General features: G+C 67.2%; 15 protein-coding genes. 9 read left to right on the forward strand and 6 right to left on the reverse strand.

Translation table 11 applies throughout. The features are described from left to right. Positions 1-123: 123 nt before the first annotated feature. Positions 124-1494 carry a sensor histidine kinase gene (locus tag OCH7691_RS05180; protein WP_085882308.1) on the reverse strand — a complete coding sequence of 457 codons (1371 nt, stop codon included), beginning with the start codon at positions 1492-1494 and terminating at the stop codon, positions 124-126. 498 nt (positions 1495-1992) lie between these two features. Between OCH7691_RS05180 and cqsA the strand changes: the two genes are divergently transcribed. Then, positions 1993-3255, forward strand: a complete 1263-nt coding sequence (gene cqsA, locus OCH7691_RS05185) for an alpha-hydroxyketone-type quorum-sensing autoinducer synthase (protein WP_139839517.1) — start codon at positions 1993-1995, stop codon at positions 3253-3255. A 62-nt stretch (positions 3256-3317) separates the two neighbouring features. Here cqsA and OCH7691_RS05190 read toward each other — a convergent pair whose 3' ends face one another. Then, on the reverse strand, positions 3318-3932 hold the full coding sequence (locus OCH7691_RS05190) for a 2-hydroxychromene-2-carboxylate isomerase (protein ID WP_217807807.1): 615 nt from the start codon (positions 3930-3932) through the stop codon (positions 3318-3320). Between the two features lie 182 nt (positions 3933-4114). On the opposite strand from OCH7691_RS05190, the gene kynA reads away from it, so the two are divergent. From kynA to bfr, 6 genes are all read left to right on the forward strand, one after another. Next, complete coding sequence (gene kynA, locus OCH7691_RS05195; RefSeq protein ID WP_085882311.1) at positions 4115-4960, forward strand: tryptophan 2,3-dioxygenase; 846 nt, start codon at positions 4115-4117, stop codon at positions 4958-4960. 68 nt (positions 4961-5028) lie between these two features. After that, positions 5029-5634 (forward strand): TetR/AcrR family transcriptional regulator, encoded by a 606-nt coding sequence (locus tag OCH7691_RS05200; RefSeq protein ID WP_085882312.1) that lies wholly within the window; start codon positions 5029-5031, stop codon positions 5632-5634. A gap of 130 nt (positions 5635-5764) precedes the next feature. Beyond that, positions 5765-6586, forward strand: coding sequence for an alpha/beta fold hydrolase (locus tag OCH7691_RS05205; RefSeq protein ID WP_085882313.1), 822 nt, complete (start codon positions 5765-5767; stop codon positions 6584-6586). Positions 6587-6676: 90 nt separating this feature from the next. After that, positions 6677-7102: an HIT family protein gene (locus tag OCH7691_RS05210; protein WP_245826477.1), complete on the forward strand. Its 426-nt coding sequence runs from the start codon at positions 6677-6679 to the stop codon at positions 7100-7102. A 104-nt stretch (positions 7103-7206) separates the two neighbouring features. Further along, positions 7207-8805, forward strand: a complete 1599-nt coding sequence (locus OCH7691_RS05215) for an FAD-binding oxidoreductase (protein WP_085882314.1) — start codon at positions 7207-7209, stop codon at positions 8803-8805. A gap of 106 nt (positions 8806-8911) precedes the next feature. Continuing rightward, complete coding sequence (gene bfr / locus OCH7691_RS05220; RefSeq protein ID WP_085882315.1) at positions 8912-9391, forward strand: bacterioferritin; 480 nt, start codon at positions 8912-8914, stop codon at positions 9389-9391. 28 nt (positions 9392-9419) lie between these two features. Here the strand turns inward: bfr and OCH7691_RS23180 are convergent, their stop codons facing one another. Both OCH7691_RS23180 and OCH7691_RS05225 read right to left on the reverse strand, forming a co-directional pair. Further along, the gene (locus tag OCH7691_RS23180) at positions 9420-9593 is read right to left on the reverse strand and encodes a hypothetical protein (protein WP_176244929.1); all 174 of its coding nucleotides are present in this window, start codon (positions 9591-9593) and stop codon (positions 9420-9422) included. An 11-nt stretch (positions 9594-9604) separates the two neighbouring features. Next, entirely contained in the window at positions 9605-9844 is a 240-nt protein-coding gene (locus OCH7691_RS05225; RefSeq protein WP_176244930.1) for a (2Fe-2S)-binding protein, read from the reverse strand. 246 nt (positions 9845-10090) lie between these two features. Between OCH7691_RS05225 and OCH7691_RS05230 the strand changes: the two genes are divergently transcribed. Continuing rightward, positions 10091-10681 carry a hypothetical protein gene (locus tag OCH7691_RS05230; protein ID WP_085882317.1) on the forward strand — a complete coding sequence of 197 codons (591 nt, stop codon included), beginning with the start codon at positions 10091-10093 and terminating at the stop codon, positions 10679-10681. Between the two features lie 22 nt (positions 10682-10703). Here the strand turns inward: OCH7691_RS05230 and OCH7691_RS05235 are convergent, their stop codons facing one another. Both OCH7691_RS05235 and OCH7691_RS05240 read right to left on the reverse strand, forming a co-directional pair. After that, positions 10704-12329: an SMP-30/gluconolactonase/LRE family protein gene (locus tag OCH7691_RS05235; protein WP_085882318.1), complete on the reverse strand. Its 1626-nt coding sequence runs from the start codon at positions 12327-12329 to the stop codon at positions 10704-10706. A 164-nt stretch (positions 12330-12493) separates the two neighbouring features. Continuing rightward, positions 12494-13477, reverse strand: coding sequence for an MBL fold metallo-hydrolase (locus tag OCH7691_RS05240; protein WP_085882319.1), 984 nt, complete (start codon positions 13475-13477; stop codon positions 12494-12496). 255 nt (positions 13478-13732) lie between these two features. Between OCH7691_RS05240 and OCH7691_RS05245 the strand changes: the two genes are divergently transcribed. Beyond that, complete coding sequence (locus tag OCH7691_RS05245; RefSeq protein WP_085882320.1) at positions 13733-14884, forward strand: cobalamin-independent methionine synthase II family protein; 1152 nt, start codon at positions 13733-13735, stop codon at positions 14882-14884. The last annotated feature ends 41 nt before the right edge of the window (positions 14885-14925 follow it).

Consider the following 14925-nt stretch of genomic DNA (forward strand, 5'->3'; position numbering starts at 1 on the left):
GCCGGAGGCACATTCGATCAGTCGGGACAGCCTTGGGCAAGCCCGTTGATGCGGATGGTCGTGACGGACAAGCTTCGCCGCGGCGCCGGAAAATCCGAGGTGAGGCCGGCCGGCGTCTCGGCGTCAGCTCAGGTGATGCGGGTCCGACGATGGGTCGCGCGGGGTGCGCGGAAAGGTCAGCGTGACCTTGGTGCCGCCGGCGACACGGCTCTCGATGGTCATGCTGCCGCCATGCAGTTCGGCCATCCGCTTGGTCAGCGGCAGGCCAAGGCCGATGCCGCCATGGCGGCGGCTTTCGGTCGAACCGACCTGTTCGAAAGGCTCGAGAATGCGGGCGAGATCCTGCGGCGGAACGCCGATACCGGTATCACTGACGAATACCTCGACGTCGCCATCGACCGATTCGCCGTAGGAGATCTGGATGGAGCCGCCCGCCGGTGTGAACTTGACCGAATTGGAAACCAGGTTGAGCAGCATCTGTTCCAGCATCTGCCGGTCGGCATGCAGGGAGACCGGCGAGGAGCGGGGGTCGAGATGGATCGTGCAGCCCTCGCTCGCCGCCACCGGCGCCATCATCCGCATGGTTTCCTCGCAGGCCTCGGCGAGGTCGAACTGGGTGACGTTCAGTTCCATCTTCCCCGCCTCGATCTTCGAGATATCGAGAATATCGCTGATGATTCGCAGGAGATGGCTGCCGCTGCTCTCGATGTCGGCGACATAGGTCTTGTAGCGGTCCTGACCGAGCGGGCCGAACATCTCGCGGCTCATGATCTGCGAGAAACCGATGATCGCATTCAGCGGGGTGCGGAGCTCGTGGCTCATGTTGGCGAGGAACTCGGTCTTCGCCAGGTTGGAACGCTCGGCATCGTCCTTGGCGCGCTTCAGGCGGCGCACGTTCGAATCGTAAAGGTCCACATAGAAGAGCGACATCACGGTGACGTAGATCGCGGCGGTCAGGATCGAGACCAGCCGCAGCCCCGGCGGCTCGCTCGGCATCAGGCCCGAGGGCGGCAGCACGCTTGGTCCCGTTGCCAGCGCGGCGATAACGACGAAGGCGATGTAGAGCGCTGCCAGTCCGTAATACTTTCGCGGGCCGTCGATGAAGAAGACGCAGACGATCGGCACCGTGACCGCCCACGGCAGGGCCGGCGAGGCAATCCCGCCATAATGATGGGTGACGAAGAAAATCACGACGATGAAATGCAGGATCGACGCCGTCGAGAGCAGCGAGATTCGCCCGGTGAGCCGGAGCAGCATCGGGTAGGCGGCGAGAAGAACGATCAGGATCGTGGCAAACCAGGCGACCACCGAGCCGTCGTAATAGATGAGGAACCCGCCGACCACGATACCGAGCGGTGGCCCGATCACATGGCTGATCAGGAACGTCCTGATTTTCGCGCGCGATTCGATGTCGACGGCCAGCGATGGCGGAATGAACCAGTCGAGAAAGTTGAATAACGCCTGCAGGGCCTTGTGGCGGAATCTGTCCGTCAACCGACTACTCCGGATCTTCCAATTGTCATGCGCCGAATCTTGGGCGCCGACACGGGAATACGCTTAGTCCATCGAATGTGTTCGCGGTTCTCCGGACTGTAAATACAGGCAATTAGATAACGAATCGTAGCAAATATGGTTAATAGATGGTAAAACTTTATAGTTAACGGATAGATTCGCCCTCGATTTTCCTCATCTGGTTGATAAGAATAGATAGAGTAAAACATGGTTAATTATTTATTAATGTGACGCCAAGCGGCGGTAATATTTTCGAATATTAAAGTCTTCGATGATTTTTATTTCAAACTCGCGCAGATTTATATTTAGATTTACAGATCACTGATTTCATGTATGTAATAAACGGCGTGGATCTTTATTGTCGGATGCTGTCCGATTGTGCTCTGGATAGCGTATGTCGGCGAGGATCCAGTGGGTTTCACTCGCTTCGGTCTATGCCGAACGGCTTAACTAGAGTCTCGTCGACAGGAGTAGTTTTTGATGTCCGTTATCCGTTTGTCCGCGTCCCGTCCCAGTACCGCCGCCGCTTCCTCCCCGGTTCTCGCCTCCCTCGAGAAGCGCATTGACGGATATTTCCACAACTATCCGGACGGTCACGTCACCTGCGGCCGGGCGCCGCGGGCAGGCGATATTGAACTCGCGAGCAACGACTATCTCGTGCTTGCCGGCGACCGCCGGATCGTCGAGGCGCAGTCGAAGGCGCTCCAGGCGAGTGAGGCCGGCCCCTACATGTCGGGCGTGTTCATCCAGTACCTGTCGACCCAGCGCACGCTGGAGCGTCGATTCGCGACGTTCTTCGGTTACGAGGACGCGGTCCTCTGTCAGTCCGGTTTCGTTGCCAACGAGGGGCTGATGCAGGCGATCGCCGGCCCCGATATCCCGGTTTACCTGGACATGTATGTCCATGCCTCGATGGAGCAGGGGGTGCGCGCCGCCGGTGCGCCGCTGCATCGCTTCCGCCACAACCGGCCGGAGCATCTGCGGCTGATGATCGGCCGGCATGGTCCGGGCGTCGTCGCCGTCGATTCGCTCTACAGCACGGGCGGCGATTTCTGCGACCTGGAAGGCCTGATCGCGGTCTGCGAGGAGACCGGCTCGATTCTCGTCGTCGACGAATCGCACGCGGTCGCCACCACCGGGGCCCGCGGCGAGGGCCTGGTTGCCTCGCGCGGTCTGCAGGACAAGGTGCCATTCATCACCTTCAGCCTGTCGAAGGGCTTCGTCGGCCGGGCCGGGCTGATCGCGGCAAGCTCGCGGTTCGTGGAATATTTCCGCTACGAATCGCGTCCGGCGATCTTCTCCTCGGCAATCCTGCCGTGGGAAGTGACGCGCTTTGCGAAGACCCTCGACATCATCGAGCGGGCGGGCCCGGTTCGCGAACGGCTGCACGCCAACGCGGCCTATCTGCGCGCGGGACTGGTCGCCGCCGGTTATGACATCGGCGAGAGCGTCAGCCAGATCATTCCGCTGGTCGCCGGCACGGAAGCGAATACCGCGCGGCTTGCCAAGGCGCTTGAGGATGAGGGCATCATCGGCTCGGTCTTCTGCGCGCCGGCAACGCCGAAGAACCGCGCGATGGTCCGGTTCTGCGTCAACCAGGCGCTCAACCAGGCGGCGCTCGACCGGGTGATCGAGGCCTGCGCGCGCGTTCGCGAGAATCTGTTCGATCCGAGCTGGCCCTGCTTCCGCGGCACCGAGGACCGGGTTGCGCCGCCGTCACAGGTGACGGCCGCCGCCGGCTGAGAGCGTCGGGAATTCACGGAACGGCCGGCAGCCTTGCCGGCCGTTCTTCGTTGAGGCGCCGGTCAGCGTGTCGCGAAGGGCTGCTTCAGGGCGCGCTCGACCATTTCCAGGCGGTCCTGGCCGTAGAACATGTCGCCGTCGACGAAGTAGGTCGGCGAGCCGAACACCGAGCGGCGCAGCGCCTCGTCGGTATTTGCCTGGTAGACCTGCTGAACGTCGGGCGCGAGCGCCCGGGCGAGCAGCGGTTCCGGGTCGAGCCCGGCGGCCCGGCCGATCTCGGCCAGGGTGTCGCGGTCGGCGAGATCACCGTCGTGGCGCCAGTGCCGTTCCAGCATGACATGGGCCAAGCGGTCGATATCCAGGCCCTGCTGCAGGCCGGCGATCAGCATGCCGTTCGCCATCGCCGGATCGTGATGGTGATGGGTCGGAAGGTCGCTGCAGGTCGGCGCGTTGCGGTATTCGCTCCAGCGCATGATCTCGCGGCCGAAGTAATAGTCGACATGCGCCTTGCTGCGCCTGGCGAGCGGCACCACGTCGATTTCCGAAACCAGCCGTCGCAGGTCGAACGGCCGATGGGCGATGCGGCGGCCGGACGCCTTCGCGATTTCCATCAGCCGCGCCGAGCCGAGATAGGCGAAGGCGGAATGTCCGGAATAGAAATACTCGATCTCGGCCATGCGGTTTTTCCCCGTCTTCGATGTCCCATGCCAGCGCATCTCGCGTGTTCCGGCATCACTTGTCAAACCCCGGCGCAGCGCCCCGCGTCGTCTCCGCCGTTGCCTGAAATCGCTTTCCAAGCGGCGGCCCTGTTGATACCACGCAGACAGGCCGGGCGCGGTCCCGGCGGCAGGAGCAGGCAATGACGACAGGCGACAGGGACGAGCGCGAACTGCCGGCAGGCACCCACACGGATTTCACCGAGGCGATGAGCTACGGAGACTATCTGGGATTGGGCGCGATCCTCAATGCCCAGAGGCCGTGCTCCGACGAGCACGACGAGCTGCTCTTCATCATCATCCACCAGGCGACCGAACTCTGGCTCAAGCTCGTCCTGCACGAACTCTACGGCGCGCGCCGCGAGATCGCCGGCGGCGGGCTCGGCCATGCCTTCAAGATGCTCGCCCGGGTCGCCCGCATCCAGAACCAGCTCATCCAGTCCTGGAGCGTGCTTTCGACGCTGACGCCCGCCGATTACCTTCGCTTCCGCGACAGCCTCGGGCATTCCTCCGGCCTGCAGTCCTTCCAGTACCGGGAGATCGAGTTCGTCCTCGGCAACAAGCGCGCCGCCTATCTGAAGCCGTTCGCGCACGATCCGGCGATCCACGCCCGGCTGTCCCGTGCGCTGGCCGAGCCGAGCCTTTACGACGCGGCAATCGAGTTGCTCGCGCGCCGTGGCTTCGCGATCTCCGACGCCCATCTGGCGCGCGACCGCTCCGCGCCCTACGAGCCCGACGCCAGCGTCGCCGCGGCCTGGGCCGAGGTCTATCGCAACACCGAGAAGCACTGGGATCTCTACGAGCTTGCCGAGAAGCTTGTCGATCTCGAGGATTCCTTCCAGCAATGGCGCTTCCGGCACCTGAAGACCGTGCTCCGCATCATCGGCAACAAGCGCGGCACCGGCGGCACGGCCGGCGTCGGTTACCTGGAAGGCGCGCTCCGCTTCAGTTTCTTTCCCGAGCTTTGGAACGTCCGCACCGACCTGTGAGTCGGACAACGCGCCCTCACGATACATTTTTCTTGAAAAAAGAACGATCGTTCGTTAAATGATTGGTCATGAGCAAGGGCGAGAAAACCAGGGCGCGGATTCTCGAGGCGGGCTTGAAGGTCGCCTGCCGGGACGGATTGGGCGGGCTCTCCATCGGGACGCTGGCGAACGATCTGGCGTTGTCCAAGAGCGGCCTGTTCGCCCATGTGGGCTCGAAGGAGGCGCTCGAGGAAGCGGTGCTGAAGGCCGCCTTCGATCGCTTCGTCGAACGGGTGATCGCGCCCGCGCTGGCCCGGCCGGGCGGCGTCGCCCGGTTGCGCGCGATCTTCGACAACTGGCTCGAGTGGACCGCGGCGCCGCCATTTCCCGGTGGCTGTCCGATCTTCGCCGCCCTGCATGAACTCGACGACCGGCCGGGTCCGGCCCGCGACCGGCTGATCGCCGCCCAGCGTGACTGGTACGGGACGCTGATCCGGCTCGCCAAGCGGGCGGTCGACGACGGCGATTTCCGGGCCGATCTCGATACCCGGCAGTTCACCTTCGACTTCCAGGCCATCGTCTTCGCCTTTGCCCACGCCCGGATCGTGCTGGCCGACCCGGCCGCGCCGGAACGCCTGGCGCGCGGTGGATTCGAGTCCCTGATGGCGGCCGCCCGGAACGCCCGGGGTATCTAGAACGCGGCAGGACTTTCCCCTTTCCCGGCGCCGGCAATGCCGCCCGGGCCGATCGAGGAGACAGACAGTGAACGCCATGACACCTCGCGTTGACAGTATTAAAAGCACGAACGTTCGACCGAAGCTGCCGATGGCGCTTCGGGCCGTTCGCGGCACGCTCCGGCTCGCCGGCTATCTCGCGCCGGCGGCGGCAGACGGTTGGGCGGCACGCGCCTTCATCACGCCCCGGCAGGCGCGGCGGTCCACGGGCGGGCGCGCTCTGGCGCGTCCGCCCCATTTCATCGAGGGCCCGGCCGGCCCGCTCGCGGTTTGGTCGGAAGGCGAGGGGCCGACGGTCCTGTTCGTCCATGGCTGGGAGCGCGATCACCACGACATGGCGGGCCTCGCCGGGGCCTTCGCCGCCGCGGGCTATCGCGCCGTCAGCTTCGACCTCACCGCGCACGGCCGCTCGGCAGGGAAACGCGCGCCGCTGCCGGTGCTCGCGAAGGGGATCGCCGCCGTCGCGTCGGCCGAGGGGCCGGTCGCCGGCATCGTCGCCCACTCGATCGGCGGCGCGGCGAGCGCCATCGCCATGAGCGAGGGCCTCGAGGTGCCGCGCATCGTGCTCGTCGGCGGCCCGAACTCGGCCGAGCATTTCGCCCGCGGCGCGGCCGCCCTGCTGGGACTCCGCCCGGCCCGCACCGAAGGCATGCTGCGGGCGCTGACGCCGATCGTCGGCCAGCCGATCGAGCGCTTCAAGGTCGACAGCGATGCCGCCCATATGCGCGCTGCCGCGCTCTTCCTGCACAGTGCCGATGACAGGGTCGTGCCGCTCGCCCATGCCCAGAAGAACGCCGCCGCCTGGCCCGGATCGGAGATACGCGTGTTCGACGGCCTGGGTCACAACCGGATCCTGCAGGATCCCGCGGTGATCGCCGCCGCGCTCGATTTCTTCCCGGCTCCGGGCGAATAGGCGGCGACCGGCGCGCATATCCTTTCCGGTTGCACGACGCCGCGCTTTCGCCGACCGTCGGATGGCATGACGGAACAGGGGAGGCGGCCGATGGCGCTGATCGACGGGTGTATTTTCTGCAGGATTATCCGGGGCGAGATCCCGGCCTTCAAGCTGATCGACGACGAGCAGGTCGTCGCCTTCATGGACATCAACCCGGCCAATCCGGGACATGCCCTGGTGATCCCGAAGTTCCACGCCCGCGACCTCTACGAGATGCCGGACGAATGGCTGGCCCCGGTGATTGCCGCGGCACGCCGTGTGGCCCGCGCGGTGACGGCGACGCTCGACCCGGACGGGCTCAACCTGCTGCAGGCGAACGGGCCGGGCGCGGCGCAGTCGGTGGAGCATTTCCACCTTCACGTCCTGCCGCGCAATCTCGGCGACGATCTCTCGCTCAACTGGGCCATCGTGCCGGGTGACATGGACGCCATCGCCTCCCTCGCCGAGAAGATCCGCGGGCACCTGTCGCCGTGAACGGCGTATCGGGTGGCTGTCGTGCGCGCGGCGGTTGACGGGCCGCCCCGGCGCCGGTCACCCTGTCGGTCGGGTTCCGGATCAACGGATGGCGGGGGAGAGCGATGAGCGCGCGCCAGGTCAAGTTCTGTGGTTGGGGCTACGAGGGCGAAGGGCTCGACGCGACCGAGGAAAAGCTGGTCCTCGGCACCGTCGCCGCCCGCTTCGGGGTCGACGGCTTCGAACGGAAGGCGGCACCGAAGCCTGACGACATCACGCTGCCGGCGCCGCGTGTCGCCGCGCCCGGGGATCTTGCCGGATTGGTTTCGGCGGATCATCGGGACCGGCTGTTGCATACCTACGGCCAGTCCTATCCGGACTACGTGCGGATGTTCGCCCGCGACTTCGCCCATGCGCCCGACCTCGTCGGTCATCCGGAAAGCGAGGAGGATGTCGCCGCGCTGATCGACTGGGCCGGCGGCGCCAACGTGGCGGTCATTCCGTTCGGTGGCGGTACCTCGGTGGTCGGCGGTGTCGAGCCGGCGGTCGGCGACGGATTCGCGGCCGTCATGAGCCTCGACCTGACCGGGCTCGACAGGGTGCTGGAGATCGACCGCGCGTCGCGCGCCGTTCGCGTCCAGGGCGGCATGCGGACGCCGGCGCTCGAGGCGGCGCTGAAGCCGCACGGGCTGACCCTCCGGCATTTTCCGCAGAGCTTCGAGATGGCGACCGTCGGCGGCATGATCGCGACCCGGTCGGGCGGCCATTTCGCCACGCTCTACACCCATATCGACGATTTCGTCGAGGCGACGCGAAGCGTCACCGGGGCCGGCATCATGGAGACCCGCCGGCTGCCGGGCTCCGGCGCCGGGCCCTCGCCCGACCGGCTGATGATCGGCTCGGAAGGCTCGCTCGGCGTGATCACCGAGGCCTGGCTCAGGCTCCAGGACCGGCCGACCCACCGGGCCTCCACGGCGATCCTGTTCGACGATTTCTTCGCCGCCGCCGAATGCGTCCGCCAGATCGCCCAGTCCGGCCTCTACCCGGCCAATACCCGGCTGCTCGACCAGAACGAGGCGCTGGTCAACGGCTTCGGCGACGGCCGGCGCAGCGTCGTCGTGCTCGGCTTCGAAAGCCACGATCACCCGGTCGACGCCTGGATGAACCGCGGACTGGAAATCTGCCGCGCCAACGGCGGCCATTACGATGCCGAGGCGGCCCGCGATCCGGAGGGGCACAAGCAGGGCGCGGCCGGCGCCTGGCGCAGCGCCTTCATCAAGATGCCGCACTTCCGCACCGCCCAGGTCGCCAACGCGATCATCTCGGACACCTTCGAGACGGCGATAACCTGGGACCGCTTCCGCGAGTTCCACGAGAATGTCATGGCCGCGACGACGCGGGCGCTGCACGACGCGACCGGGCGGGCCGGCATCGTCACCTGCCGCTTCACCCATGCCTACCCGGACGGCGCTGCGCCGTATTATTCCTTCCATGCGCTCGGCCGGCACGGGGCGCTGATGGAGCAATGGACCGAGATCAAGAAGCGCGCATCCGACGCGGTGATCGAGCATGGCGGCACCATCACCCATCACCATGCGGTCGGCCGCGATCACATGCCCTGGTATGCGCGCCAGCGGCCCGCCCTGTTCGGCGCCGCGCTGAAGGCGGTGAAGGGCACGCTCGACCCGCACGGGATCTTCAACCCCGGTGTCGTCGTTACCTGACCGGCGGGCCGGAACGCGGTTCATCGCCGCGGCCGGGTGGCCTATGGTGTTGCATGGCTGACATCGAGGTGGCCGGCGCGGCCGGCCGTCGGAAAGCGAGGAAGAGATGAAGGGCGACAGGAAGGTCGTTGCACTGCTGAACCGGGTGCTGAAGAACGAACTGACCGCCATCAACCAGTATTTCCTGCATTCGCGGATGCTGAAAAACTGGGGGATCGCGCGGCTCGCCGACTACGAGTACGGCGAATCGATCGACGAGATGAAACATGCCGACGCGCTCATCGAGCGGATCCTGTTCCTTGACGGCCTGCCGAACCTGCAGGATCTCGGAAAGATCATGATCGGCGAGAATGTCCGGGAGATCCTCGACTGCGACCTCAAGCTCGAGGTCGACGCGATCCCGGCGCTGCGCGAGGGCATCCAGCTTTGCGAGGCCGCCGGCGATTATGTCTCCCGCCACCTGCTCCGCGAGATCCTCTCCTCGGAAGAGGAGCATGTCGACTTCATCGAGACCCAGTTCGAGCTGATCGAGCGCATGGGGATGGAGAATTACATCCAGCTTCAGAGCCGGCCGGCGGACGGCTGAACCGATCGTCCCGGCCCGGCCCCGGTCCCTATCGGGCCGGGTGTGCGTCGTCGGCGGGCGCCGAGGCGTTGTCGCCTGTCATCGGCGCGCCGGTCCCGTTGGCGGGCGCGGCCGTCTTCGCGGGCGCCGGCCGGATCATCGATTGCGCGACCCGGGCCGCGGCCAGGATATCGGTGGGTTTGAGCGTCCGCCAGCTGTGCATGGCGACTTCCCTCAGTCCGCGCCCTGGGTGGCGAGCGCCGCTGTCAGGACCGGCTCGGTCGTCCCGGACTGCGCCTCGGCCTGTTCCCCGGCATGCATGCTGTCGACCAGGGCCTGCGCCATGGTCAGGCACTGACCGCAGCGCGGCCCGCCGCCGAGCGCGTGATAGACGCGCCGGGCGCAACGCAGGCCACCCGCCGCCGCGTCGCGGATCTCGCTGTCCCGATAACCGTTGCAGATACAGACATACATCGCAGTCTCCCGGCGCATTCCTTGGCGCATCGCAGGTCACGCAATGCAAAGGTGAGTGACATGCGAATGATTGTCAATAGCAGACATGCGCCGCCTCGCGCCCGCCGACCGGGCAGACAGGTAGCGGCATCAAGCAGGAGCGCCTCAAGATATGATTGCAAATGATAATCACTCGCAATAACCTTTCCCGACCAGCCGGCCGCCGGGGTGTTGCCCGGACGGCGCCAAGTGGGGAGGAATTGCCGAATGTCACGCACTACCGGCCGCGAGGACCGCGCCGATCCGGCCGAGATGGCCGACCTGGAACCGGTCGAACGCTTCATCGTCTGGTGTTTCCGCCGCTGGGTAATCGGCGCCCATGACCGCTCGACCGATCACTGGGGCATGGTCTGGAACGAACTGGCCGGCGGTCTCGGCGCGGCGGACGGGCGCGAGGCGCTGACGCAATTCTCCGGCATGATCCGGGCCCTGCAGGAGCATGCCCGCAAGACGATCCACCATCACGGACCCTGCTGTCCCTGCCTCGGCCCGGACGAGTTGCGCTTCATCCGCCTGATCGCCGCCTGCCAGCATCGCCGGCCGGGCGAGGCCCGGGCGCTTGCCGAATGGATGATCCTGCCGGATGGCGCGACGGCCCTGTTGCAGGCCGCGACCCGGCTCGGCCAGATACTCCGCGCCCACGACGTGATGCTGCCCGACCGCTACGTGCCAGGCCGGCATGTGGTCGGGGTCGTCCCGGGCGGTGGTTTGCGCGCGGTCGGGGATCCGCGCCGGGCCCGCGCCGTGGCCGAGTTCGCCGCACAGCCCGCGCCCGGCGCCCGGATCGTCCTGCACTGAGCCGCCGCCGGGGCGACGACCGCTACATCGACTTTTTCAGCCGGTAGATGGCGTTCTCGATGTCGGAGGCGAAATAGACGTCGCCGTTGGCGCCGACCGCGACACCGGTCGGGACCCCGCTCGGCGGCGTGCCCTCGGTCGCGGCAAGCCCGATCGGCAGGTTCTCGGCGATCACGGTGAGCGCGCCGCTCGCCGGATCGATGCGGACGATCCGCCTCAGTCCGACCTCGGCGACGACGATCGCGCCGTCCGGGGCAAGCGCGATCCCCTCCGGCAGCTTCAGGTCCTTCGCGATCACGGTCCTGGCGCCATCGGCAAGGCTCACCTTCGTGACCAGCCCGGCATAGGCCTCGGTGACATAGACCGAGCCCGCATCGGCCTGGACCAGCCCGACCGGGCCGACCAGGTCCTTGGCGATCACCGTCCGCGTGTCGCCATGGTCGCCCGAGACCCGGAGCAGGCTGCCGGTGCCGAGCTCGGCGACGACGAGGCTGCCGTCGTCCTGCAGCAAGGCATCGTGCGGCGCGGCGAACTTGTGCATCATCGCGAGGCTCTTGCCGCTGTTGCCGTCGAATTCCTGCACCGTGCCGGTGAACCAGCTGCCGAGCAGCACCTTGTCGCCGCTCGCCGAGACGCTGAACGGGTATTCCAGCGTGTCGCCGTGCATGCGCGCGATATCGCTGACCTTGCCGTCTGAGAGGTCGACCTTGCGATAGGCGAACAGGTCGGCGACATAGAGCACCTCGCGGTCGCCCTGCTTCACCAGCGCGATGTCGCCCGGCATGGCGAGCCGGCCCTCGACGACGGTCCGGGCCTTGCCCGATACCGTGTCGATCTCGTAGATGCCGTTGTTGGCCATGTTGGAGATGTACAGCCGGTCGCGGCTGTCGATCGCCAGGTTGTCGATCGAGGTCGCTACCTTCGCGACGACCGTCTTCGCGCCATCGACGGTATCGACGCGGACCACCTCGCCGGCCTTCGTGTCGACCACGTAGAGCTTTCCCTGGCTGTCGAAGTTCGCCGCCGCCGGGGTCTGGAAACCGTCCGCGACGACCTCCAGCGTGGCCGCGTCGACATCGACCCGCACCACCTGGCCCTTGAACCACAGCGGCCCGTAGAGCTTGCCGTCCGGGCCGAAGTCGAAGCCGTTGAGGCCGCCCATGCCCTCCATGATCTTGCGCGCCGGCGTCTCGCCCGTGCGGTCGATCTCGTAGAGCGCGTCGCCGAGGAAGACCTGGGTCGCGAACAGCCGGCCGTCAGGCGCGAAGGCGGTCGAGTTGATCCCGGGCAGCCCCTCGGCGAGCACGCGGATCTGGCCGTCCGGGCCCAGCGCGCGGATCTTGCCCTGCAGGAAGGAGGTCCAGACCAGGGTTCCGTCCGGGCCGAACTCCAGGTCGTCCGCCTGGCCTTCCGGGGCCGGGACATGGGTGGTGACGGCGCCGCTTCCGGTATCGACCGCATAGACCGACTCGCCGACGACGCTGCCGGCGAACAGGTGATCGGCCTTGTCGAAGGTGAGCCCGTGGACGCCGTGGAAGCTCGATCCCGGCACGACGATCTCGAGCGTGTAGCTGTCGGCCGCCGCCGCCTGGGCCGCGCCGAACAGAAGGGCCGCGGCCAGCGCCGCCGCCAGGTCATGCTGTCTCACGCCGTCTCTCCCCTGTGTTGTCGGTTCCCGCGTGCCGGTTGATCCGGCATCGCACATGACAAATATGGAATGAAGAGACTAGCCCGCGCACAACCCGGCGGCAATCGTCTGAACGGCGGCCGCTCCCGGCGGATCTGTTCCGCGATGCGTATTGTTGCCGGCGGTCAGCAGCCGGCGACGCAGGCCCCCCCGGCATCGAATTCCATCACCCGTCCGCTGAGCGGCAGGTGAACCGGCATCGTCGCCGCCTGCATGAAGGCCTCCGTCCGGCTGCCGGCACGGGCCTTGCCGCCCGATGTCGCCTCCTCGTTGGCGTGCGACGGGATGACCGCGGCCGGCTGCACCAGCTGGTTCACGACATAGGCCGCCTCGGTCGGGCCGGTGGTGAAGACGTCGCCGATGTTGATGACGGCGAGCTTCGCCTTGTAATGGCCGCGGACCACGAGATCCTGTTCCGCGGTGATCCCGGTGTCGCCCGAGAGATAGACCGCGAGCCCGTTGGAGAAGGTCAGGACGTAGCCGGTCGCCGGGCCGACATAGCCGTTCATGCCCGCCTCCTTCAGCGCCTCGCCCAGGCTACCGCCGATCATGTCGGGGGCGACCCCGTTCGAATGCACCGCCGGCACCGTGGTGATGGCGACCCCGCCGATCGTCCGGCTGGCGCCGAAGCGGACCAGCAGCGAATCCTTCGCGTCGCCGCCGGCCGCGGCGAGCTTGCCGGCCAGGAAGGACGGCATCTCGCTGCCGGTCACGATCTTCGCCCCCTTGGCGGCGGCGATCGCAACGCTGTTCGAATGCGGCAGGGCCGAGACCGAGATGTCCGGCTTGCCGCAGGCGCCCGCGTTGACCATCGGGATATGGCGGTCGCCCAGGTGGTCGCCGTGCATGTGGCTGATCAGCACCGCGTCGATCCGGCCGAGCCGGGGATCGCCGGGGCCGGCGACCGTGCGGCCGGCGTCATAGAGAATGCGAGTGCCGTCCGGATCCTCGAACACCATCGCCCGGTCGAGCACGCAGAATTCCCCGTCGATGGCGCCGAGCGGCGTCACCTTCACGTTCGCCGCATGTGTTGCGCCGGCCGTCATGGCCAGTCCGATGGCCGCCGCGGTCGCGGTGAAAAGGCCTGCCCTGCTTCTCTTTCCGATCATGTTACCGTCCCTGTCCTGCGGTTTCAGTCGTTCGTTGCGGCGCGCGGCCGGTTGCTGCCGCGCAAAAATGCTGCGCCCATGCTGCGCAGCATTCACCCGCGACGGCGCGATGTCCGGCCGCGCCGCATCTCCATTATCATTCACACATATGGCGCGTTTGTCCGGTAACAAGGTCGTGTGATCGGGGTCGAATTCCGCTTGCGGTAGCAGCCGCGCAGGATACCCTCGGATCCTGACAGGGGGGAGGGGCGGATTGTGCGCATTCTCACGACCCATGCCGGCAGCCTGCCGCGCCCGAAGGCGCTCGTGGCGCTTCACGTCGCGCGCAGCCGGGGCGAGGCGATCGACGAGGCCGCGTTCGATGCCGCGGGCGAGGCGGCGACCCTCGACATCGTCCGCCGCCAGCGCGAGGCCGGCGTCGACATCCCCTCCGACGGGGAGCAGCTCCGCGAGGCCTTTTTCCTCTATGTCCGGCGCCGGATGTCGGGCTTCGGCTCGGGCTGGATCCGGCCGGCCCAGCGCGAGCTTGCCGATTACCCGGAATTCGCCGCCGCCCGGGCCGCGGCGCTGAAGGGCAGGGAGGCGGTCGGCCTGTTCCAGCCGCCGATGGCGGTCGGTCCCGTGCGCCACATCGCGCCGGAGGAGAACCTGGCCGAGATCGCCGGCTTCCGCGCGGCGCTCGACGCGGCCGGGCCGGACGCCTTCGCCGACGCCTTCATCACCGCGCCGTCGCCCGGCATCGTCGCGAGCGCGATGAAGAACGCCTTCTACGCCAGCGACGCCGATTACCTGGAGGCGCTGGGCGAGGCGCTCCGTGTCGAATACGAGGCGGCCATCGCGCACGGCTTCATGTTGCAGATCGACGCGCCGGACCTGGCGCTGGAACGCCATGTGGGCTATGCCGACCGGCCGCTCGGCGAATTCGTCGCCTTCGTCCGCCAGGTGGTGGCGGTGATCAACCGGGCGCTCCGGAACGTGCCGCGCGACCGCGTGCGCCTGCATGCCTGCTGGGGCAACTACGAGAGCCCACACGACCGCGACGTGGCGTTGAAGGAGATCCTGCCGGCGATCCTCGAGGCCGATGTCGGCGCGATCATGCTGCCCTTCGGCAACCCGCGCCACCAGCACGAGATCAGGGTCTTCCGCGACCTGCCGCTGCATCCCGACCAGACGCTGATCGCCGGCGTCATCGACACCTGCAGCGCCTTCGTCGAGCATCCGGAAGTGGTCGCGGAACGGCTGGAACGCGCGGCGGAAGCGGTCGGCGACCCGGCCCGCATCCAGGCCGGCACCGATTGCGGCTTCGACACCTCGGCGGGGATGGGCCGGCTCACCGGCGACATCGTCTGGGCGAAGTTGCGGACACTCAGGGACGGCGCGGAGATCGCGAGTCGGCGGGTCGGATGAGGGGGCTGATCCCGGCCCTTGCATCTCGGGTCATTAACGGC

This window comes from Oceanibacterium hippocampi (assembly GCF_900172325.1).
In the GTDB taxonomy this organism is placed as follows: domain Bacteria; phylum Pseudomonadota; class Alphaproteobacteria; order Sneathiellales; family Sneathiellaceae; genus Oceanibacterium; species Oceanibacterium hippocampi.